At 66.3% G+C, this 22,686-nt stretch carries 19 protein-coding genes; 7 read left to right on the top strand and 12 right to left on the bottom strand.

Annotation, left to right across the window (positions count from 1 at the left end; all coding sequences use genetic code 11):
• Positions 1 to 240: 240 nt before the first annotated feature.
• The 3 genes from ABGX75_RS05385 to ABGX75_RS05375 all read left to right on the top strand — a co-directional run bounded on the left by ABGX75_RS05385 (position 241) and on the right by ABGX75_RS05375 (position 3,804).
• Positions 241 to 675: a MerR family transcriptional regulator gene (locus tag ABGX75_RS05385; protein ID WP_110062311.1), complete on the top strand. Its 435-nt coding sequence runs from the start codon at positions 241 to 243 to the stop codon at positions 673 to 675.
• A gap of 32 nt (positions 676 to 707) precedes the next feature.
• Entirely contained in the window at positions 708 to 3,260 is a 2,553-nt protein-coding gene (locus ABGX75_RS05380; protein ID WP_179153049.1) for a heavy metal translocating P-type ATPase, read from the top strand.
• A 124-nt stretch (positions 3,261 to 3,384) separates the two neighbouring features.
• The gene (locus tag ABGX75_RS05375; RefSeq protein WP_011508297.1) at positions 3,385 to 3,804 is read left to right on the top strand and encodes a VOC family protein; all 420 of its coding nucleotides are present in this window, start codon (positions 3,385 to 3,387) and stop codon (positions 3,802 to 3,804) included.
• 53 nt (positions 3,805 to 3,857) lie between these two features.
• On the opposite strand, the gene ABGX75_RS05370 is transcribed toward ABGX75_RS05375, so the two are convergent.
• The 10 genes from ABGX75_RS05370 to ffh form a co-directional block, all read right to left on the bottom strand.
• The gene (locus ABGX75_RS05370; protein ID WP_287124373.1) at positions 3,858 to 5,612 is read right to left on the bottom strand and encodes a DHH family phosphoesterase; all 1,755 of its coding nucleotides are present in this window, start codon (positions 5,610 to 5,612) and stop codon (positions 3,858 to 3,860) included.
• Positions 5,613 to 5,724: 112 nt separating this feature from the next.
• The gene (thrC, locus tag ABGX75_RS05365; RefSeq protein WP_011508299.1) at positions 5,725 to 7,113 is read right to left on the bottom strand and encodes a threonine synthase; all 1,389 of its coding nucleotides are present in this window, start codon (positions 7,111 to 7,113) and stop codon (positions 5,725 to 5,727) included.
• Between the two features lie 84 nt (positions 7,114 to 7,197).
• Positions 7,198 to 8,514 carry a homoserine dehydrogenase gene (locus ABGX75_RS05360; RefSeq protein WP_035413187.1) on the bottom strand — a complete coding sequence of 439 codons (1,317 nt, stop codon included), beginning with the start codon at positions 8,512 to 8,514 and terminating at the stop codon, positions 7,198 to 7,200.
• An 82-nt stretch (positions 8,515 to 8,596) separates the two neighbouring features.
• The gene (locus tag ABGX75_RS05355) at positions 8,597 to 9,319 is read right to left on the bottom strand and encodes a DsbC family protein (RefSeq protein WP_244846402.1); all 723 of its coding nucleotides are present in this window, start codon (positions 9,317 to 9,319) and stop codon (positions 8,597 to 8,599) included.
• 17 nt (positions 9,320 to 9,336) lie between these two features.
• Positions 9,337 to 10,224: a site-specific tyrosine recombinase XerD gene (gene xerD, locus ABGX75_RS05350; protein WP_011508302.1), complete on the bottom strand. Its 888-nt coding sequence runs from the start codon at positions 10,222 to 10,224 to the stop codon at positions 9,337 to 9,339.
• Between the two features lie 126 nt (positions 10,225 to 10,350).
• The gene (gene rplS, locus ABGX75_RS05345; protein ID WP_011508303.1) at positions 10,351 to 10,710 is read right to left on the bottom strand and encodes a 50S ribosomal protein L19; all 360 of its coding nucleotides are present in this window, start codon (positions 10,708 to 10,710) and stop codon (positions 10,351 to 10,353) included.
• Between the two features lie 108 nt (positions 10,711 to 10,818).
• The gene (gene trmD / locus ABGX75_RS05340; RefSeq protein WP_011508304.1) at positions 10,819 to 11,622 is read right to left on the bottom strand and encodes a tRNA (guanosine(37)-N1)-methyltransferase TrmD; all 804 of its coding nucleotides are present in this window, start codon (positions 11,620 to 11,622) and stop codon (positions 10,819 to 10,821) included.
• A 39-nt stretch (positions 11,623 to 11,661) separates the two neighbouring features.
• Positions 11,662 to 12,216, bottom strand: a complete 555-nt coding sequence (gene rimM, locus ABGX75_RS05335; RefSeq protein WP_011508305.1) for a ribosome maturation factor RimM — start codon at positions 12,214 to 12,216, stop codon at positions 11,662 to 11,664.
• A 14-nt stretch (positions 12,217 to 12,230) separates the two neighbouring features.
• Positions 12,231 to 12,482 (bottom strand): 30S ribosomal protein S16, encoded by a 252-nt coding sequence (gene rpsP, locus ABGX75_RS05330; protein WP_011508306.1) that lies wholly within the window; start codon positions 12,480 to 12,482, stop codon positions 12,231 to 12,233.
• Positions 12,483 to 12,619: 137 nt separating this feature from the next.
• A complete protein-coding gene (gene ffh, locus ABGX75_RS05325; protein WP_035413181.1) occupies positions 12,620 to 14,044 on the bottom strand; it encodes a signal recognition particle protein in 1,425 nt (474 codons plus the stop codon).
• A gap of 215 nt (positions 14,045 to 14,259) precedes the next feature.
• Here ffh and ccsA point away from each other — a divergent pair, with 215 nt between their 5' ends.
• Positions 14,260 to 15,060, top strand: a complete 801-nt coding sequence (gene ccsA, locus ABGX75_RS05320; protein ID WP_011508308.1) for a cytochrome c biogenesis protein CcsA — start codon at positions 14,260 to 14,262, stop codon at positions 15,058 to 15,060.
• 78 nt (positions 15,061 to 15,138) lie between these two features.
• Positions 15,139 to 16,422, top strand: a complete 1,284-nt coding sequence (locus ABGX75_RS05315) for an HlyC/CorC family transporter (RefSeq protein ID WP_035413175.1) — start codon at positions 15,139 to 15,141, stop codon at positions 16,420 to 16,422.
• Here the strand turns inward: ABGX75_RS05315 and ABGX75_RS05310 are convergent.
• Positions 16,419 to 18,305: an MFS transporter gene (locus tag ABGX75_RS05310; RefSeq protein WP_035413172.1), complete on the bottom strand. Its 1,887-nt coding sequence runs from the start codon at positions 18,303 to 18,305 to the stop codon at positions 16,419 to 16,421. The two genes, ABGX75_RS05315 and ABGX75_RS05310, sit on opposite strands and share 4 nt — an antisense overlap.
• Entirely contained in the window at positions 18,302 to 18,916 is a 615-nt protein-coding gene (locus tag ABGX75_RS05305; protein WP_035413170.1) for a TetR-like C-terminal domain-containing protein, read from the bottom strand. The genes ABGX75_RS05310 and ABGX75_RS05305 overlap by 4 nt, the downstream gene beginning before the upstream one ends.
• A 202-nt stretch (positions 18,917 to 19,118) precedes the next feature.
• Here ABGX75_RS05305 and ABGX75_RS05300 point away from each other — a divergent pair, with 202 nt between their 5' ends.
• Positions 19,119 to 19,790, top strand: coding sequence for an SOS response-associated peptidase (locus ABGX75_RS05300; protein ID WP_011508312.1), 672 nt, complete (start codon positions 19,119 to 19,121; stop codon positions 19,788 to 19,790).
• A gap of 16 nt (positions 19,791 to 19,806) precedes the next feature.
• Positions 19,807 to 22,632, top strand: coding sequence for an insulinase family protein (locus ABGX75_RS05295; RefSeq protein ID WP_035413166.1), 2,826 nt, complete (start codon positions 19,807 to 19,809; stop codon positions 22,630 to 22,632).
• Positions 22,633 to 22,686: the final 54 nt, after the last annotated feature.

The raw sequence follows: 22,686 nt of genomic DNA, 5'->3' as shown, positions 1-22,686 counted from the left end.
TGCCTCTTCGTTTTGGCCGATGGTCGTTTTCAAGTCAAGAGCAAACGTTTGTTTTAATCCGGTAATCGCTCATTCTTTAGTCTTACCCGATTTCTCCGCGCCACCCCCTGCCCATGCGACCTCACTCTTTCCTCAAGCATTTCATAAAGTTGCCACTCCATCGTCGACGCTTGCAGACATTTCCTTGACCTTTGTGTTACCCACAGGTTTTAGACTTTTCCCATCGCACAGGAGACCGCCATGAAAGTCAGCGACCTGGCTCGCGCCGCCGGCGTGACCGGCGAAACGGTTCGCCACTACACCCGTGAAGGATTGCTCCATCCGCGTCGCGACCCCGGCAACGGTTATCAGCTCTTTGACCCCGATGATCTCAATCGGCTGCGTTTCATCCAGCGGGCCCGCACGCTGGGCTTCAGCCTGCGCGAGGTGCGCGAAATTCTCGAGCATGCCGACCACGGCGATTCACCGTGCCCCATGGTCCGCGACCTGCTCGCCGCGCGCCTGCCGGACATTCATGCGCGCATTCGCGAGTTGCAGGCCCTGGCGACACGCATGGAACGTGCCCTGGAGACCTGGCGCGACATGCCCGACGGCACGCCCGATGGACACAGCCTGTGCCGGTTGATCGAAAGCCTGCCGATGGAAGACGACGGCACGCCCGCCCACACCCCTTGAACGCGGGCCACGCAAAACGGAGGAACGCGCCCATGGCATCGCACGACGAACACCGCTTCCACGTCCCCGGCATGAACTGCCAGGGCTGCGTCAAGCGCATGCGCGAGGCGATCCAGGCCGAGGACGACCAGGCCCGGGTAACGGGCGAACCCGACGAAAAGCGTCTGACCGTCGTCTCTGCGCTCGACGATGCGCGGCTGTCGGCCCTGCTCGAGACCGCCGGCTATCCGCCCGCGACGGATGCTGACCGCGACGCCGCCTCCCCCGCGCCGACACCGGCCGCGGCCTCCGGCGGTGCCGAGGCCCGCGATGTCGCGAACACCTCGCTGCGTCTGTCGTTGTCCGGCATGACCTGTGCCGGTTGCGTCAACACCATCACCCGCGCCCTGGAAGCCACTCCCGGCGTGAGCGCGGCGAGCGTCAACTTCGGCTCGCACACCGCCCAGGTCGAGGGCACCGCTACGGCCCGGCAGCTCATCGACGCCGTGAAAGACGTCGGCTATGGCGCCGAGCTGATCGAAGACCTCGGACAGGCCGCCCGCACGCGGGAGCACAACGAGGCCCGCGAATATCGTCAGCGTCTGCGCGACACCGCACTGGGCCTGATTCCCGGCGTGCTGCTGATGGGCAGCATGCTGCTGCACCATCCCCAACTCACCGGCACGGAACGCGGGTTCTGGCTGCTGGTCGGGCTGGGCACCCTGGGCGTCCTGGCCACCGCGGGTCGGCGCTTCTTCGTCAATGCCTGGAAGACGTTCCGCCATCACCAGGCCAACATGGACACCTTGATCGCCGTGGGCACGGGCACGGCCTGGCTGTACTCGATGGTCGTGGTGCTCGTCCCCGACGCCATTCCCGACGCCGCCCGCGGGCTCTACTTCGAGGCATCGGTGATGATCATCGGCCTGATCAGCCTGGGACAGGCCATGGAACTGAAGGCACGCGGGCGCACCTCCCGCGCGCTCAATCGACTGCTCGATCTGCAAGCGCCCACCGCGCGGGTGATCCGTGACGGTGCGGAGCGGGACGTCCCCCTCGAGGAGGTCGTCGTCGAGGACCGGATCCGCGTGCGGCCCGGCGAGCGCTTGGCGGTGGACGGGGTCGTCGAGGCAGGTGAAAGCCACGTCGACGAGTCGATGCTGACCGGCGAGCCCCTGCCCGTCGCCAAGCAACCCGGCGACGAGGTCAGCGCGGGCACCGTCAACGCCCAGGGCACCCTGACGTACCGGGCCACCCACATCGGTGCCGACAGCCGCCTGGGGCGTATCGTCGAACAGGTCGCCAAGGCCCAGAACTCGCGCCCTCCCATCGGTGCGCTCGCCGACCGCATCGCGGCCGTGTTCGTGCCCGGCGTGCTGCTGATCGCCGTGCTGACCGCCCTGGTATGGTTCAACCTTGGGCCCGAGCCGCGCCTGATCCACATGCTGGTCACCGCCACCACCGTGCTGATCATCGCCTGCCCCTGCGCCCTGGGCCTGGCGACGCCGATGTCGACGATGATCGGCGTGGGCAAGGCCGCCGAACACGGCATTCTGGTGCGTGACGGCGATGCCCTGCAGACCGCCAGCCGCCTGACCACGCTCGTGGTCGACAAGACCGGCACGCTGACCGAAGGGCGCCCACGGGTCACCGATACCGAGTGGCTCGAGGGCGACGCCGCCGAGGGCATGGCACTCGTCGCGGCGCTGGAGCGCGGCTCCGAGCATCCGCTGGCCAAGGCCCTGCTCGAGCATGCCCAGCAGACGCTGGGCGACAAGCAGCCGCCCGAGGTGCACGACTTCCAGGCGCTGAGCGGGCGCGGCGTCGTCGCGACGCATGCCTCGGGGCACCGGCTACGCCTGGGCAACGCCGCCCTGATGCGCGATGGCAACGTCGCACTGGGCGATGCCGAGCATCACGGGGCTGCCCTGGAAGCACGCGCCCGCACGCCGCTGTACCTGGCCCGGGACGAACGGGTGCTGGCGGTCTTCGGCATCAGCGATCCCTTGCGTGACGACAGCCGCGAGGCCATCGAGCGGCTGCGCGGGGACGGCATCGAGGTGGTCATGCTCACCGGCGACAACGCGCATACCGCCGCCGCCGTGGCACATGAGCTGGGCATCGAGCGCTTCGACGCCGAACTGATGCCAGGAGACAAGCGCGACGCCGTCGCCCGGCTACAGCGCGAGGGCCATGTCGTGGGCATGACCGGCGATGGCATCAACGACGCGCCGGCCCTGGCCCAGGCCGATGTGGGCTTCGCCATCGGCCAGGGCACCGACGTGGCGATCGAGTCGGCCGGCATCACGCTGATGCGCAACTCCCTGCATGGCGTGGCCGACGCCATCGAGATCAGCCGCGCGACCCTGCGCAACATCAAGCAGAACCTGTGGGGGGCCTTCGGCTACAACGGGCTGGGGATTCCCATCGCCGCCGGCGTCTTCTATCCGCTGACCGGCATGCTGCTGTCCCCGGTGGTGGCCGCCGTCGCCATGTCGCTGTCCTCGGTCACCGTGGTCAGCAATGCCAATCGACTGCGGCTGTTCAAGCCCTCGACACGCCCGTCCAGGGCACCCGCATCCGAGCATCATCGGGAGGCCGCATGAGCATCTTCGTCAATCTGGTCGGCATCGCTCTGATGGCAGGCATCGTCTGGTGGTTCTGGGTGGCGCGTTGAGCACCACCGCTCACACGCCTAGGCTGTAAGAACATGCCAACGCAGGAGGCAGCATGCCCAGGCTACGCGGCGTTCTCGAAACCGCACTCTACGTCACCGACATGGCGCGGGCACGCGCCTTCTTCGAGGACGTGATGACTCTCACCCCCTTTACCGCCGATCACCGTTTCACCGCCTACGCGGCCGGCCCGGGCAGCGTGCTGCTGCTCTTTCAGCAAGGCAGTACGCAGGAGACCGTGACCCTTCCGCAGGGCATGGGCACCATCCCGCCCCACGACGGGGCCGGGCGCGTGCATCTGGCGCTGGCCATCGACCGCGATGAGCTGGAGGAATGGGAAACCCAACTCGCCGCCCACGACATTCCCATCGAGGGGCGCACGCATTGGCCGAAAGGCGGCGAGAGCCTCTACTTCCGCGATCCCGACGAGCATCTGCTGGAGCTGGCGACCCCCGGCGTCTGGCCGAACTATTAAGCATCGAAGGAAGCGGGGAGACGCTGCCCCCAGGTCGAGCGCGCAGCAGCGGTTCAGCGTACCGGTTCGGCGTGCTCGATCATCAACTGCAACGACTCACGCCCTTTCCAGCGGTTGCGTGCCAGCTTGTAGGCACAGTGCAGGCGGTCGCCAGGTCCGAATGCCGGGACTTCACCGGGCGTCAGGGCGCGAAACCAGATCGCGCGATGACTGACCGGCCCCATCGACAGCTCCAGCATCAGGTGGTTGCCATCGGCGCCCACGGCGCGAAGCTGTTCGATGCGGAATTCGCCCTCGAACAACGGCGCGTCGAATTCCCGGCCGTAGGGGGCCAGGCGCGCCAGCTCATCCACCGAGGCCAACGACAGCTGCGCCGGCTCCAGGGCACCATCGGTGAGCACGTAGGGAAACAGGTCGCGGCCACCGAGTTGTTCCTCGACCGCCGTGAGGAAGGCATCGCGGAACGCCGTCAGCCGCTCGCGCGGCACGCCGACCCCTGCCGCACCACGATGCCCCCCGAAGCGCGGCAGTGCCTCGGGGGCCAGCTCGTGCGCGCGCTGCAATGCATCGCGCAGATGCAGCCCCTCGATGGAGCGCCCCGAACCGGTCAACATCCCCGCCGCGGCGGCGGGCGTGAGGACCAGCGTGGGACGCCCGAACGCCTGGACCAGGCGCGAGGCGACGATGCCCTGCACGCCGGCATGACCGTCCTCCAGGAAGACCACGATGGCCGAGGCCCCCTCGGCCAGGGCCTCGAGGGCCAGGCTGCGGGCACGTTCGACCATGTCCGACTCGATGGCCTTGCGCGACTGGTTGTCGGTATCCAGCACCTCGAGATGACGCCGCGCCGTGGCGTCATCGGCGGCCAGCATGAAATGCAGCGCCGCGTAGGGGTCGTCGAGACGCGAGCGGGCATTGATGCGCGGGCCCATCTGAAAGGCCAGGGTCTCGGCATCGAAAGGCACGCTGTCCGTCCCCAGGCGTTCGGCCATGACGCGCCAGCAGGCGGCTTCCATGCGGTTGATCAATGTCAGCCCGTGACTGACCACCGCCCGGTTGGCCGGGCTACCGCCCAGCGACACGCAATCCGCCACGGTGCCGAGCGCCACGTACGACAGCCATGGCGACAGCTTGGGAGTCGAGGGCGAGGCCACGCCCTGCTCGATGAGCACCGAGCGCGTCAGTGACATGGTCAGCCACGCCACCATGCAGCCGGCGATGGTCGGGTCGGGGTAATCGCAGTCGGCACGCGTGGGATTGACCGTGGCATAGGCGGAAGCCGGCGGTCCCGACGCCGGCAAGGCGTGATGATCGGTGACCACGACGTCGAGCCCGGCCTCGCGAAGGCGCGCGATACGCGGCTCGTCGGAGCTGCCGCAGTCGGCGGTGATCACCAGGCTGGGACGCGGCGACAGCGCCAACGTCCGCTCCACCAGCGGCAGGCTGATGCCATAGCCATCGAAGATCCGGTGCCCGATCAGGCTGTGCAGCTTGTGCAGGGGCACGCCGAACAGCTCGTTGAGCGTGCGCAGGATCACCACGTGCGAGGTGATTCCGTCGACATCGTAGTCGGTGAGAATGCCGATGTGCTCGCCCTCGGCCACCGCTTGGGCGATGCGCTCGGCGGCGCGACGCGCATCCTGCAGGCGCTCGGGGTGGGTCAGATAGCGCAGGCTGGGATCGACCAGCGGCGCGATATCGCCCGCATAGGCGTTCAGACGTCCGGCCAGCACGCGTGCCTGGAGCTCGCTGAGGCCTGCCGCCTGCGCGCGGCGATAGACGCCTTCGTCACGCGGACGGGGCAGCATGCGACGGCGCAGGAGACCCTCAAGGTCGACCTCGGCTACGGACACGGTCAAGCTCCTCGGAAAACGGCGGGTGGCAATGCCCGACGCCGGGTCATCCCCGGCGTCGTGAGGTTCAGCGGCGCTGTTCGGCGACGAAGGCCTGCACGGCTTCCAGGTCGGCAGGCAGTACCTGGTAGCGCTCCTCGCGCTCCAGCAAGCCATCCATGTGAGACGGCAACGGCACTTCGTCGATGCCCGCCTTGATCACGGCATCGGCGAACTTGGCCGGATGCGCGGTCGCCAGGGTGATCATCGGGGTGACCTCGTCGGCACGCACGCGCTCGGCCGCGCGATACCCGGTGGCAGTGTGCGGATCGAGCAGTTCCTTGGTGCGGGCATGCGCCTCGCGAATCACCTCGAGGATGGTCGCGTCGTCGACGCTGAAGCTGGAGAACTGCTCGCGCAGTCGCGCCAGGGGCGCCTCGGCAAGCACCGTGGGTTCGTGCTGGAATCGCTCGAGCAGGTCACGCACCGCCGCGCCGTCGCGATCATAGGCCTCGAACAGCAAGCGCTCGAAATTCGACGACACGACGATATCCATCGACGGCGCCAGCGTCGCCTTGAGCGCCTGCTTGGAGAAGTCGTTGGCGGCCAGGGTGCGATGCAGGATGTCGTTGGCGTTGGTGGCGACGATGAATTGCTTGACCGGCAACCCCATGCGCGATGCCACGTAGCCGGCGAAGACATTGCCGAAGTTGGCGGACGGCACGCAGAAGCTCACCTCGCGGCGCGGCGCGCCCAACGCCACGGCAGAAGCCACGTAGTAGACCACCTGCGCCATGATGCGCGCCCAGTTGATGGAGTTCACCGCCACCAGGCGCGTGCCCTTCAAGAAACGCTGGTCGGCGAAGCTCGCCTTGACCATCGCCTGGGCGTCATCGAAGTTGCCCTCGATGGCGATGTTGAAGACGTTGTCGGCAAGCACGGTGGTCATCTGCCGGCGCTGGACCTCGGACACCCGGTTGTGCGGATGCAGAATGAAGATGTCCAGATTGTCGCAATGCCGGCAGCCTTCGATCGCCGCCGAGCCGGTATCCCCGGACGTGGCGCCCATGATCACCGCGCGCTCGCCACGCTTGGCCAGGAAGTGATCGAGGATGCGTCCCAGCAGCTGCAGGGCGACGTCCTTGAACGCCAGGGTCGGGCCATGGAACAGCTCGAGCAGGAAATGATTGCTCGACAGCTGGTTGAGGGGCACCACCGCTTCGTGGCTGAAGGTCGCGTAGGCGTCTTCCACCAGGTGCCGGAAGGTCGCGTCATCGATCTCCCCGCCCACGAACGGCTTCATCACCCGAAACGCGATCTCGGCATAGGACAGCCCGGCCATCGCCTCGAGCTCCGCCTGCGAGAAGGTGGGGATCGTTTCCGGCACGTACAGACCACCGTCGGCGGCCATGCCGGTCAGCACGACATCCTCGAAACTCAGCGCCGGCGCCTCGCCGCGCGTACTGATATAGCGCATGCTTCACTCCATGAGTGGCGAGCGGCGATGCCGGACCGCAAGCGAATATGCTCGCGGCCCGAGGCTCGCGGCTCGAAGCTTGGATTATTCGTTCTCGTCGAGCGACTCGACCCGGATGCGGTTCACCGGTCCGGCGATATCGGCCAGCGACTCGAGCTGGCGGATCGCCTCGTTCATGTGCTGCTCGCGCGTGCGATGCGTCATCAGGATGATGGGGACCAGCTCTCCCTCGATGGCCTCCTTCTGGATGATCGCCTCGATGGAGATCCCCTGCTCGGAGAGAATCGTCGCCACCCGTGCCAGCACGCCCGGGCGGTCCACCGCCAGCAGACGCAGGTAATAGGCGGTGACGATGTCTTCCATGGGCAGGATCGGCAACGAACCATCGGCTTCGTCGATGCCGCTGAAGGCCAGGTACGGCACGCGGTAATGATGCTCGGTGGTGATGTCGCGGGCCACGTCGAGCAGGTCGGCGACCACCGCCGAGGCCGTGGGTTCGGCTCCTGCGCCGGCACCATAGTACAGGGTCGGGCCCACGGCATCGCCCATCACGGCAATGGCGTTCTTCACGCCATGCACGCTGGCCAGCAGACGTTCCTTGGGAATCAACGTCGGGTGCACGCGCAGCTCGAGGCCATTGTCGGTGCGCTTGGAAATCCCCAGGTGCTTGATGACGTAACCCAGCTGGTCGGCCTGCTCGACATCCTCGGCGGTGACCCGCGAAATGCCTTCGGTGTAGGCCTTGTCGAACTGCAGCGGCACACCGAAGGCGATCGAGGCGAGAATCGTCAGCTTGTGCGCGGCGTCGATGCCTTCGACGTCGAAGGTGGGATCGCTCTCGGCATAGCCCAGGGCCTGCGCTTCGGCGAGCACGTCGTCGAAGGCACGGCCCTCGTCGCGCATGTGAGTGAGGATGTAGTTGCCGGTACCGTTGATGATGCCGGCCAGCCACTGGATGCGGTTGGCACCCAGTCCCTCGCGCAGGGACTTGATCACCGGAATGCCGCCCGCCACGGCCGCCTCGAAGGCCACGATCACGCCCTTTTCGTGCGCCGCCTGGAAGATCTCGTTGCCGTGAACGGCGATCAGTGCCTTGTTGGCGGTGACCACGTGCTTGCCATGCTCGATGGCGGTCATCACCAGTTCGCGTGCCACGTCATAGCCGCCGATCAGTTCGACCAGCACATCGACATCCGGGTTGCGGGCCACTTCGAAGACGTCACGGGTGACCTTGACCCCGGCGGTCTCGCATTGCGGGTTGTCGCGACGCGCGCCAACCTGCTCGACCACGATCGGCCGGCTGGCGCGACGCGCGATGTCGTCCGCGTTGCGCGTCAACACATTGAAGGTACCGCCACCCACGGTCCCTAGCCCACAGATACCTACTCTCACCGGTTTCAACGTCACGCTCCCCTTGTTCAGTGTATGTGTCCAGCGGCCTCCGGCACCGGGCCGGAGGCGGAATCGTCTTGTCGTTCGTCGTTCACTCGTCGATGCCCAGCATCGCGGCCAGCCGCTCCGGCGGCACGTATCCCGGCAGCATGCGGCCATCCGGCAGCACGATGGCGGGCGTGCCCTGAATGCCCAGCTCGATGCCCAGGGCATGCTGCTCGGCCACCGGCGCATCGCACTGCGCCGCGGAGGTCGGTGCGTCGTCGCCGCGCATGGCGGCACTCAATGCCTCGCTGGCATTGTCGGCACACCAGGCGTGGCGCATCACCCGCGCCGCCTCGGAGTCGACACCGGCACGCGGGAAGGCCAGATAGTCTACCTCGATTCCCATCTGATTGAGACGGGGTACGGCTTCATGCAGCTTCTGGCAATAAGGGCACGAGGTATCGGTGAACACGGTCACGCGTGCCTTGACCTCGCCGGCGGGCTTGTAAATCACGCGTTGCTCGTCGGGAATCGCATCGAGCCGCTCGACCCGGCGCTCGTTGGCGGCACGCTCGGTGAGGTTGATCATCTGCCCATCGCGGTTTCGATAGAGGTCGCCGACCACCATGTACTCGCCATTCGCATCGGTATAGAGAGTCTGACCACCCTTGAGATGCACCTCATAGAGCCCCGACAGTGGTGAATCATCGATCGAGATCACCGGCAGCGGCTGGCCATTGTGGTTCAGCTTGTCGGCCAGCCCCTCGGGAGGAGCGGCGAGCGTCAGCGGTGCGATCAGGAGGGCCAGGGCACCTCCCAGGACGGACAACGGGACTCTTGGCATGATCAACCTCTGGGATGATGTTGGGCGTGCAGCGCTTCCAGCCGCGCCTGGGCCACTTGGGTATAGATTTGCGTGGTCGACAGGTCGCTATGACCCAGCAACATCTGTACGACACGCAAGTTGGCGCCATGATTCAACAGGTGCGTCGCGAACGCATGACGCAACGTATGCGGCGACAGCGGCTTGTCGATGCCCGCCGACACGGCATGTCGCTTGATGCGGTGCCAGAACGTCTGACGCGTCATGAAGCCATCGTGTCGGCCGGGAAACAAGGGCGGCCGGGTAGGATCCTGCATCAAGTCGCCGCGTCCCTGGCGCAAGTAGCGCGCCAGCCATGCGGTCGCCTCCTCGCCCAGCGGCACCAGGCGCTCCTTGTCGCCCTTGCCGAGCACGCGCAGCACTCCCTGGCGCAGATTGACCGCGTCCACCGTCAGGCCCACCAGCTCGGAAACGCGCAAGCCGCACCCATAGAGCACCTCGAGCATGGTGCGGTCCCGCAGACCCAGCGGCAGCTCGACATCGGGCGCCGCGAGCAGCCGTTCCACCTCGGCCTCGTCCAGGGTATCGGGCAATTTGGTGACGGCCCTGGGGGCACGTGCGTCGGCCAGCGGGTCGACGCTGACGTGCCCCTCGGCCAGCGCCCAACGGTAGAAACGCCGCAAGCAGGACAGCAGACGGGCCACCGAGCGAGGGTGGTAGTGCTCGCGACGCGCCGCCAGGAACGTCTCCAGCGCCTGTTCGTCGGGCGCCATCAGGCAGGCGCCACGCGCCGCGAGATGCGCGAGCCAGGCATCCAGGTCACGCCGGTAGGCCGCCAGCGTATGCTGGCTCAACCCTCGCTCCAGCCATAACCCATCGAGAAAGGCATCGCGCCATTCGAGATCGTTCACCGTCTCCCTCCCCGGTACCGCCCACGGCCGCCCAATATGCAAGAACCCCGCGAGCCGCAGGCCCGCAGGGTTCTCGTCGAGCGCCCAACGGGGCGTTCGTGGCGCCTGGCCGGCGCCGAAAGCCGCTTATCGAGCCAGCTTTTCCTTGATGCGTGCGGACTTGCCGCTGCGCTCGCGGAGGTAGTACAGCTTGGCCTGGCGGACGTCACCGCGGCGCTTGACCTCGATGGAATCGACCAGCGGGCTGTACGTCTGGAACGTACGCTCGACGCCGACACCGTGAGAAATCTTGCGCACGGTGAAGGCGGAGTTGAGCCCGCGATTGCGCTTGCCGATCACCACGCCTTCGAAAGCCTGCAGGCGCTCGCGGTTGCCTTCGACGACCTTGACCTGAACGGTCACGGTGTCACCGGGGGCGAACTCGGGAACGTCCTTGCCCATCTGCTCGGTTTCGAGCGCCTGGATCACCTTGTTCTTGCTGCTCATGACTGACTCCTAACTGTTTGAATGACCGATGCTGCCTGAAGCGAGTTTCGGTCGTGATCCCGGCGTCGCGAAAACGCGGGAATCGACGTTGTGGGTGACGCGCGCCCCTCACTCTTCGAGGGGTCGTCGCTCCTCCGTCCTGCCGACGTTCTGGCTCGTGGCTTGTTCCGCGATGAACTCGTCGAGCAAGCGCTGCTGCTCACGGTCCAGAGCGCGACCCTCGAGCAACTCGGGCCGCCTGAGCCAGGTGCGTCCGAGGGACTGCTTCAGTCGCCAGCGGCGGATCGCCGCATGATTGCCACTGAGCAGGATATCCGGCACCTGGCGTCCGTCGATGGTTTCGGGACGCGTATAGTGCGGACAATCCAGCAGCCCCTCGCTGAAGGAATCCTCGAGTGCCGAATCGCCGTGGCCGAGCACCCCCGGCACCAGCCGGGATACCGCATCGACCATCACCATGGCCGGGAGCTCGCCGCCGCTCAGCACGTAGTCGCCGATCGACCATTCTTCGTCGATGTCGGCCTCGACGACTCGCTCGTCGATGCCTTCGTAGCGACCGGCGACGACGATCAGTGCCTCCAGATCGGCCAGCTCACGCACGCCGCGCTGGTCGAGCCGCCGCCCCTGGGGCGACAGATAGACCACCCGCGTGCGCGCCGGCGCACAGCCACGGCGTTCGGCGTCACGCCGCGCCTCGGCAATGGCGGGTCGCAGCGTCGCGACCTTCATCAGCATGCCGGGGCCACCGCCGTATGGGCGATCATCCACCGTGCGGTGCTTATCCGTGGCGTAATCCCGGGGATTCCAGAAATCCACCTCTAGCAACCCCTGGTCGACGGCACGCCCCGTTACGCCGTAACGGGTGATCGCCTCGAACATCTCCGGGAACAGGGAGACAACACCAATCCACACGGCTTCATCACTCGGCCAACGACACCGCCCGAAGCGGCGTCAGAATTCGGGATCCCAATCCACTATCATTCGCCCGGCGTCGAGATCCACTTGACGGATCACGTCGTCGGGCAGAAACGGCAACAGCCGTTCCCGCTCATCGAGACTCGCCTCGCTGGGCCGGATCACCAGTACATCGTTGGCGCCCGTCTCGAAGAGGTAGTTCACTTGCCCCAGGCATTCACCGTCCAGCGTCTCGACCCGCAGGCCTTCGAGCTGGTACCAGTAATAGTCTCCCGGCGCGAGCGCCGGCAACGCCTGCTTGGGCAGGAGAATGTCCGCGCCGGCCCATTGCTCGGCCAGTTCACGGCTCGAGATGCCTTCCAGGCTGGCGACCAGCCCTTTGCCATGGGGGCGTCCCTGGCTCAGCTTGCACGCTCGGCGCTCGCCTCGCTTCGACAACACCCATTCGGCATGCTCGAAGATGCCCTCGATGGGGCTGGTGTACGAATACACCTTCAGCCACCCTTTCACGCCGTAGGGACTGGTCAGGCGGCCGAGCACCACGTGCTCGTCGTCTTGCGCCGTGTCGGCGCCACCGGTCTCGTGCGACATGTCGGGCAGCGCACTCACGCTTGCTGCTTGCGTGCTTCTTTCAGCAGCTCGGCGACGCGATCGGAGACCTGCGCGCCCAGTTCCTGCCAATGCGCGGCACGCTCGAGATCGACGCGCAGACGCTCTTCCTGACCACGGGCCACCGGGTTGAAGAAGCCGATGCGCTCGATGAAGCGGCCGTCGCGAGACTTGCGCGAGTCGCTGACGGTCAGGTGATAGAAGGGACGCTTCTTGGCGCCACCACGGGCCAAACGGATGGTAACCATGCGCTAAAATCCTACGGTTGAAGTTTTACGTTACGCCACGGACTGTCGCGGCGGGCATACCCACCTGCGAAGACGCAGCATTCTACGGAAAAAGGCACGTATTGGAAACCTTTTTCCTTGACAAGCAGACGCCGCACTCAGCGGCGCGGAAAGCCGCCGGGACCACCGCCCATGCCGGGGCCGCCCATTCCCGGGCCACCCATGCCGGGCCCGCCGGGGCCACCGCCCATGCCGGCCATCCCGCGCATCATTTTCTGCATGCCGCCTTTCTTGCCGACCTTCTTCATCATCTTCTGCATCTGCTTGTGCTGCTTGAGCAGACGATTGAGATCGGGCACCTGCAGCCCCGCCCCCGCCGCGATGCGGCGCTTGCGCGAGCCATTGATGATCTCCGGCTTGCGGCGCTCCTTCGGCGTCATCGAGTTGATCAGCGACTCGAGCTTGCCCAGTTCCTTCTCGGCACCGGGGCTTTGCGCGGCCTCGGCCATCTGCCCCATGCCCGGCAACTTGCCCATCAAGCCGCCCATGCCGCCCATCTTCTTGAGCTGCTGCAGCTGGTCACGGAAGTCCTCGAGGTCGAAGCCGTCGCCCTTCTTGACCTTCTTGGCCAGCTTCGCCGCCTTGTCCTCGTCGACGCTGCGCTCGGCCTCCTCGATCAGCGACAGCATGTCGCCCATGCCGAGAATCCGCGACGCCACGCGATCCGGATGGAAGGGCTCCAGGGCGTCGACCTTCTCGCCCATGCCCATGAACTTGATCGGCTTGCCGGTGACGTGGCGCACGGAGAGCGCCGCCCCGCCACGCGCATCGCCGTCCGCCTTGGTGAGAATCACCCCGGTCAGCGGCAGCGCTTCGTGGAAGGCCTGGGCGGTGTTCGCCGCATCCTGGCCGGTCATCGCATCGACCACGAACAGCGTCTCGTCCGGCGTGGTCGCGCCATGCAGCGCCTGAATCTCTTCCATCATGGCCTGATCGACGGACAACCGGCCGGCGGTGTCCACGATCACGACGTCATGAAACTGGATTTTGGCGTGCTTGATCGCCGCCTGGGCAATCTCCACCGGCCGCTGCGCGCTGGTCGACGGGAAGAAGTCGACCTCCACCTCGTTGGCCAGCGTCTCGAGCTGATCGATGGCCGCGGGACGATAGACGTCGGCGGAGACCACCAGCACTTTTTTCTTTTCCCGCTCGCGCAGGAAGCGCGCCAGCTTGGCAACCGAGGTCGTCTTGCCCGCGCCCTGCAAGCCGGCCATCAGAATGACCGAGGGCGAACTCTTGAGCGACAACGCTTCGTTGGCTTCGCCCATGATCGCTTCCAGCTCCTGCTGGACGATCTTGACGAACTGCTGGCCCGGCGACAGGCTGCGGGAAACTTCCTGTCCCACGGCACGCTCGCGCACCCGCTCGACGAACGCCTTGACCACCGGCAGGGCCACATCGGCCTCCAGCAGTGCACGACGCACCTCGCGCAGGGTATCCTTGATGTTGTCCTCGGTCAGCTTGGCCTGACCGGTGATCGACTTGAGCGTGCCCGACAGGCGCTCGGTCAAACTTTCAAACATGGCGCTCTCCGGCAGGAATTGCCTAGGCATGAAACGGCGATTATACGCGTTCGTAGCGATGGTCTCCATGCACCCGTGGCAATGCCCGGATGACGCAGGGGATTCGCTATGGCGCGGGGATTCGCTATAGTAACGCTCCCGAGCCCACGTGGCACGGCCACAATGGGGTACTTCAATTTATCTTCGACGCCGACCGGCGCAGGGATTGGCCACCGATGCAGGCGCTGCCTTTTGCGATTCTCGCCATTGTCTGTTATCTCGCCGCAGGAAGCTGGCAAGCACTGGCGCTCGCCAGGCGCGTGGCGCCCCGAGCGGCGCTCGTGCGCTCGCTGGGCCTGCTTGCGGTCAGCGCGCACGCCGTGGTCGTGGCCCACAGCGTCTTTCTCGGTCACGGGCTGCATCTGGGGCTGTTCGAGAGCGCGTCGCTGTTCAGCTGGCTGATCGCGGCGCTGTTGATCGCCGTCAGCCTGCTCAAGCCGTTATTGAGCGTCGGAGCCGGTCTCTTTCCACTGGCGGCGCTGACCCTGATCGCGCTGATGCTGTTCCCCAGCCACATGGTCGAGGCCAACGTCTCGCCCGGCATCGTCTTTCATATCCTGACGTCGAGCGTGGCCTCGGCATTGCTCAGCATCGCCGCCGTGCAAGCCATGCTGGTCGCGCTGCAGAATCACGCACTCAAGCGCCGGCATACGCGCGGCATCGTCCAGGTGCTGCCTGCCCTGACCAGCATGGAACGCCTGCTGTTCGAGCTGATCGGCGCCGGCCTGCTGCTGCTCACCGCGGCGATCGTCAGCGGCTTCATCTTCATCGACAACCTGTTCGCGCAGCATCTCGTGCACAAGACGGTGTTCTCGCTGGCCGCCTGGATGGTCTTCACCGGCCTGCTCATCGGGCGTCACTGGCTGGGCTGGCGCGGCGCGCGCGCCGTGCGCTGGACGCTGGGCGGCTGCCTGCTGCTGGTGCTCGGCTACTTCGGCACCAAGGTCGCGCTGCAGCTCGTCTTCCACGACGTGTGATAGCCCAGAGGTCGCCTTGACACCCCCGGGGGGAATCCCTACAAACGACGTTGGCTTTCAAGCGAGGACCTCTCCACCTTGAGCGATGACATACCCTTGGGGCTGCTGCTGACGCTGCTGCTCGTGCTCATTTGCCTATCCGCCTTCTTCTCCAGCTCGGAAACCGGGATGATGTCGATCAACCGCTACCGCCTGTCGCATCAGGCCAATAGCGGCGAGCGCGCGGCCAAGCGCGTGCTGCGACTGCTCAGTCGCCCCGACCGCCTCATCGGCGTCATCCTCATCGGCAACAACTTCGTCAACAATCTCGCGGCGTCGATTGCCACGATCATCGCCATTCACTTCTTCGGCGATGTCTCCGGGCCGGCCATCGCCACGGCGGCGTTGACCATCGTGATCCTGATCTTCGCCGAGGTCACGCCCAAGACCTTCGCCGCCGTCAAGCCCGAACGCATCGCGTACCCCGCGTCGGTGGCCCTCGAACCGCTGCTCAAGCTGTTCTATCCGTTCGTGTGGCTGGTCAACGCCATTTCCAACGGCCTGCTGCGCCTGCTGGGCATCCGCGACATCGATGGCAGCGCCGACAACCTGACCCGCGACGAACTGCGTACGGTAGTGCACGAAGCCGGCACCATGATTCCACGTCGCCACCAGACGATGCTGCTGTCGATCCTCGACCTGGAGAACGTCACCGTCAACGACATCATGGTGCCGCGTCAGGAAATCGCCGGCATCGACCTCGACGACGACCTCGAGACGATTCTCGCCCAGATCCGCTCCAGCCAGCACACGCGGGTGCCGGTGTACAAAGGCGACATCAACAACATCATCGGCATTCTGCACTTGCGCAACGCCGCCCGTTTCCTCTCCAAGCCCGAGGTCACCAAGGCCGCCATCGTGCAGGAGGCCCGGGAGCCCTACTTCATTCCGGAATCGACCCCGCTGCACACGCAACTGCTCAACTTTCAGCAGCACAAGCGGCGCATCGGCATCGTGGTCGACGAATATGGCGACGTGGAAGGGCTGGCGACGCTGGAAGACATCCTCGAGGAGATCGTCGGCGAATTCACCACCGACGAAGCCGCCACCCATCGCGAGATCCACCCGCAGGACGACGGCAGCTACATCATCGAGGGCACGACCAACATTCGCGATATCAACAAGGTGCTCGCCTGGCAGTTGCCTACCGATGGGCCCAAGACCCTCAACGGCCTGATCCTCGAGCACCTGGAGGCCTTCCCCGACGCGCCCGCCTGCCTGCAGCTGGGCGCGATCCGCATGGAAATCCTGCAGATCAAGGACAACCTGATCACCTCGGCGCGGTGCTGGCAGTCCGCACGCCGCACCCGATCCCTGGGCTAGGCCACCCCGATCTCGGCCTCCGCCCTAGCCTTGAGCGCCACGACATGCCGCGTCATCTCGTCGCGTGTCGCCCGCTCCGCGGGAATGGGGTCGCCGAAGTACAGCGCCACGCGGGCCCGGAAACGGCGCGGCCACTTGGTCAGCGCCTTGCCGCCACGGTTCGAGGTCCATGACCCCCACAGGCCGGCCAGACCGGCAGGCACCACGGGGACCGGGTCGCGGGCCAGGATGATGTCGATGCCGCGCCGGAACCGATGCACCTTGCCATCGGGCGTCAGCCGCCCTTCCGGAAACAGCATGACGACCTCGCCCTGGCGCAGGGCATGGCTCACCTCGTCCAGGGCCCGGCGCACGCCGCCCGGGTCGCAGCGCTCCGAATCCACCGGAATCGCACCGGCGATGCGGAAGAACCAGTTGAGCCAGCGGGACTCGTAGATCGGGCGATCCATCAAGAACCGCAGCGGACGCGGACAACCTCCACCCAGGATCAATGCGTCCATGAAGCTGACATGGTTGCACACCACGAGCGCCGCGCCCCGGGCGGGGACGGCCTGGCGCCCGCGAAAGCGCAGCCGGTAGAGCACACGGATCAGCACGAAGATCGACAGGCGCAGCACGGGGCGTGGCACGCAGCACAAGATCGCCGCCGCCAGGGTCAGCGAGATTGCCGAAAGCGCCAGCATGAAGGCGTTGAGCGACGCACCGACCAGGGTCAGCATCACCACCCCGAAGGCCGCCGCCAGCACCATGAACAAGGCATTGAGGATATTGTTGGCGGCGATCATGCGAGCACGATGGTCATCGCGGCTTTCCAGCTGGATCAGCGTGTACAGCGGGACGATGTAGAGGCCACCGCCCAGGCCGATCGCCGCGAGATCGAGCATCTGGTGCCAGAATGCCGGCACCAGGCTCAAGGCCGCCAGGCCCGAGTCGTTGCCCGCCAGCGGCTGGCTCAGCCCCAGGTCCAGCCCGGCCAGACCAAAGATCATGGCCCCCGCCGGTACCAGACCGACTTCCAGTCGCCCGGCCGACAGGCGCGCACACAGCAGCGCACCGGCCCCCACCCCGAGCGCGAATGCCGCCAGCAAGGCGCTGACGACGGCCTCGTTGCCGTGCACGACATCCCGCGTCCAGGCCGGCAGCTGCGTCAGGTAACAGGCCCCCAGGAACCAGAACAGGCTGATACCCAGCAAGGCACGAAACACTCGCGGCTCGCGCCAGGCATCGCGCATGACCTCGCACGCTCCGCGCCAGGGTCGCCACTGGATCGCTCCTTCCTGACTGGAGGGGGCACTGGGCACCCACAGGCTGGCAAGGCAGCCGAGCAACGCCAGCGACACCAGGGTGACGGCGATCGCGCCACGCGCCCAGGCGCCGTCCAGGGCGGCCAGCAGGCCGGCCAGCAGCGTTCCCAGCAATATCGACAGGAAGGTGCCCAGACTGACCCAGGCATTGCCCTTGACCAGCTCGGTCGCCGACAGATGCTGCGGCAGGATGGCGTACTTGACCGGGCCGAAGAGCGCCGACTGGGTGCCCATCATGAACAGCAGCGCCAGCAGCAGGAGATAGGCCTCGTACCACACGGCGGCGGCCGCCACGCACATGGTGACGAGCTCGAGCAGCTTGAGGCGACGAATCAGGCGCTGCTTGTCGAGACGGTCGGCCAGCAGGCCGCCCCACGCGGAAAACAGCAGGAAGGGCAGAATGAAAAGGCCTGCAGCAAGGTTGTTGAGCAGCCCCGTGTCCCAGCCGTAACGCGGCACGGCCACGAAGGTGAGCAGCAGCAGCAGCACGTTCTTGAAGACATTGTCGTTGAACGCGCCCAGAGCCTGGGTCCAGAAGAAGGGAGCGAAACGCCGTTGGGTAAGCAGTTGCGGGATCACGGCTCTCTCGGACCGTACTTGAGCCCCATCAAGGTCGTGGTCAGCAATTGATCGAGCAGCGCCGTGACCTCCAGCGACTGCCCCTGCCAGACTCCCAGGCGCTCGCTGAGGCCCAGTTGCACCAGACCATGCACGCTGCCCCACAGGGTGCGCGCCATGCGTCGGGCCTCGAGCTCGCCCATGCGGGGCTGGTACTCGGTCAGGGCCGCCTCGACACGCACGAACAGCCCTTCGATCATGTCGTTCTGGCGCTGATCCAGTTCGCCTTCCTGAGCCAGCGGATAGTCGAACAGCATCTGCCAGCGGTAGGGCTCGTGCTGCGCGTACATCCAGTACGCGGTGGCCAGCGCCTTGAGACGCGGCTCGGGGTCGGTGCCCTCGAGCCCTTCCATGGCCGCCCGCAAACGTCCCAGCGTCTCGACGTTGACGTATTGCAGCAGGTTGCCGAAGCTGCCGTAGAGCTTGAGCAAGGTGCTCGGCGCGCATCCCACTTCGCGCGCCAGGGAGCGCAACGACAGCGTATGCACGGGATTATCGCGCAGCCAGGCGTCACACACCGCCATGACCTGGCCATGCAGCACCTCGGGTGCATGCTGTCTGGGACGAGCCATCGGATTCCTCATGATGAGCAGGCGCGATCTCGTCTCCCGTCGAGTGCAAGAGTTCGAGCCGCGCATGGTCGAACAGCGTTTCCCCCAGCATATCGGGAACGCACGCAAACGCAAGTCACAAGCTTGCCGGATATCAAAAGCAGCGCTGGCAAGCCCCCGTCGGCTTGGCTTACCCTGACGCGCCCAACCGCGAGGAGAGCGCATGGCCGGCCGTCTCTATATCAAGCCCTGGACAACGCCGCCGCTCGACGCATTGCGTCAGGAGGTCACGCCGATCGTGGGGCCCAATCTGGCGCCGCGCCGTCCCCTGTCGATCATTCGACATGGGCAGGGCGAGGCGCATTGGGCCACGGCATTCTGGGGGCTGACACCGCCCTGGCTCAAGGTGCTGGACCATGCCCCCCACTGCGCACGCGCCGAGTCGCTCGAACAACGCCCCATGTTCCGCGAGGCGTTCCAGGCACGTCGCTGCCTGATCCCGGTCGCCGGGGTCTATGTATGGAAGCCGCAGCCACGCATGAAACAGCCGTTCCTGGTCACTCGCGTCGATCGTGCACCGCTGTTGCTGGCCGGGGTCTGGTGCCGTTACCACACCACGCTGACCGAATTCACGGATTCCGCGGCCCTGGTCACGGTCCCCGCCAACCTCATGCTGACGCCCTTGAGCGACCGCTTTCCGGCAGTCATCGACGCCCGGGATGCGCCCCGCTGGCTAGACCCCGCGACGCCGCTCGATGACGCGCGTGCCATGCTCACTCCCGCGCCCTTGGAACTGTTGGGCGCTTTTCCTGTATCAAGACGTGTCAACGATCCATCGCACCAGGATTGGGCCTGCGGTCATCCCACCGGTCCGATGACCTACTGGCATCACTGAACAAGGAGCCATCATCGTGCTTTCATCCCGTTCCCGTGCCGGCCGCTGGCTGCTCGGCATGTGCCTTTTTCTCCTCGCCGTCTCTCAGACGGCGTACGCCAGCGACCCGGTGGCCAAGGTCGTCGATCCCATCGCCAGCCCCAACGATGCGCGCGACTACCGGGCGCTGACGCTCGATAACGGCCTCGAGATCCTGCTGGTCAGCGACCCGGAAGCCGACGAGGCCGCCGCCGCCATGAACGTGGACGTCGGCAGCAGCGACGATCCCGACGCCACGCCCGGCCTGGCACACTTTCTCGAGCACATGCTGTTTCTCGGCACCGACCGTTATCCCGAGGCCGATGCCTATCAGAATTTCATTTCGGCGCACGGCGGCGACCACAACGCCTTCACCGCCTCACGCGATACCAATTACTACTTCGACATCGAACCGACGGCCCTGCCCGAAGCCCTGGACCGTTTCAGTCGCTTCTTCGTCGCCCCGCGCTTCAACCCCGAGTATGTCGAGCGCGAGCGCAACGCCGTGCACTCCGAATACCAGGCCCGCCTGCGCGACGACGGGCGCCGCATCAACGAAGCCACCGATCGCGCCCTCAACCCCGAACACCCGGCGACGAGGTTTGCAGTAGGCAGCCTGGAGACGCTCCAGGGCGGGGAGCGCTCACTGCGCGAGAAACTGATCGACTTCTACGAATCCCACTACGGGGCCAATGTCATGCACTTGACGGTCATCGGCCCCCAGTCTCTCGACACCCTCGAGTCCATGGTCCGCGATCGCTTTGCCGAGATTCCCGATCGAGGCCTGACACGCACCGCGATCGAGACACCCCTGGTCACCGACGCCGAGCTTCCTGCCCGCCTGGCGGTCAAGAGCCTGTCCCGGGACCGGGAGGTTCGCTTTTTGTTCCCGATTCCCGACCCGCAGCAGGACTACCGCACCAAGCCTGCCGAGTACCTGGCCAATCTACTCGGCCACGAAGGCGAGGGCAGCCTGCTGGCGGCCCTGCGCCGCGAAGGGTGGGCCGATGGCCTCTCGGCGGGTACCACGAACGGCGACGGCCGGCATGCCTTGTTCGCCGTCTCGATCAGCCTCACGCCGGAAGGCGCCAAGCATCTCTCGCGCATTCAGGCCAGCCTGTTCGACCAGATCGAGCGCATCCGCGAGCAAGGGCTCCAGGCCTGGCGTTACGACGAGCAGGCCCGCCTCAATGAGCAGGCCTTTCGCTTCCAGCAACGTGGCGAGCCGATCGAGCAGGCGAGCCAGCTGGCCATGCGCCTGGCCCACGTGCCGCTCGAGGATGTGCAGTACGCTCCCTACCGCATGGACGGATTCGACGCCGCCCGCATTCGCGACTATCTGGCCGACATGACGCCCGCGCACCTGTTGCGCGTGTACAGCGGGCCGGACGTGGAGGGCGAGACCACCTCGCCCTACTTCGACGCCCCCTATACGCTGACCCGGGTCGAGACCTGGCCGGAGGCCAGCGCCCTGGACGGCCTCGAGCTCCCTTCACGCAATCCTTTCATCGCCGAGGACCTCGAGGTGCACGCCTTGAGCGGCGATCGGCCCCAGGCCATCGTCGACGCACCCAGCGTCGAACTCTGGCACCTGGCCAACGACCGCTTCGGCACACCACGCGTGGAGTGGCGCTTCAGCCTGCAGTCTCCCGACACCTCCGCCAGCGCCCGCAATGCCGCCCTGACGCGACTGCTCGCGGGCTGGATCACCGACAGCCTCAATGCACGCTTCTACCCCGCTCGCCTGGCCGGACAATCCTTCGATGCCTATGCCCACGCACGGGGCATCACGCTGACCTTCTCCGGCTGGCGCGACCGTCAGTCAAGGTTGATGAACGATGTCGTCGAACGCCTGAAACGAGGCGACATCAGCGAGGCGAGTTTCTCGCGCGTCAAGTACCGGCTGTCGCAGCAGTGGCGCAACGCCGCCCAGGCGCCTCTTCACCAGCAGATGTACCGGTCGCTCGGCGAAGCGCTGCTGCGTCCCCAATGGTCGACATCGGCGATGCTCGACGCCTTGTCGTCCCTCGACGTCGAGGATCTGCGCGACTACCGTGCCACGTTCCTCGGCGACCTCTACGTGCAGGCCATGGCGGTGGGCAACCTGAGCGACGAACTGGCGCGTCGCGAGGGACTGCAGATCGCCAACGCCCTCGCCCCTCGTCTGCATGCCGAGGACATACCGCCCCTGGCGCCGCTGGCGATCCCCGAGACGCCGCCGACCCTGCACCCCCGCAGCACGCGCAACGACGCCGCCGTACTGCGCTATCTGCAAGGCCCCGACCGCAGCCTGGAAAGCCAGGCTCGGCTGGCGGTCATCGGCAAGCTGATCGAGGCACCGTTCTACACCCGATTGCGCACCGAGGAGCAACTGGGCTATATCGTCACGGCCGGCTACTCCCCGATACTGGATGCGCCAGGCCTGGCCATGCTGGTGCAGTCCCCCGACACCGGAAAACAGCGCATCGCCCAGCGCATGGAGGCCTTCCTGGAGGACTTCGACGCGCGCATGGCCTCCCTCGACGACAGTGCCCTCGCGCCCTATCGCGCGGCCGTCAGCAGCCGCTTGCGGGAGCGTGACAATAGCCTGGGCGAACTGACCGACCGGCTCTGGCAGACGCTGGCCTTCGCCGAGCCGGACTTCGCGCGCCGCGACAAACTGGCCGACACGGTCGACGCCCTGGACGCCGAAGCGGTGCGTCAGGCCTGGCAGCGTCTGCGTCGCTCGCAGCCGCTCACGGTCAACTACGACGCTCGGACCACTGCCAGCGACATCCCGTCCCTCGTCGACACCTTCCGTCCCCTGCCGGCAACGCGGGACTGAGCGTACGCGGCTCGAAACGACATGCGCCCGGGCCTGATGTGGCCCGGGCGCATG

This window comes from Chromohalobacter sp. (assembly GCF_039830575.1).
GTDB lineage: Bacteria > Pseudomonadota > Gammaproteobacteria > Pseudomonadales > Halomonadaceae > Chromohalobacter > Chromohalobacter israelensis.
Note: the sequence above shows the minus strand (reverse complement) of the source record. Positions and strands in the feature narration are given on the sequence as shown.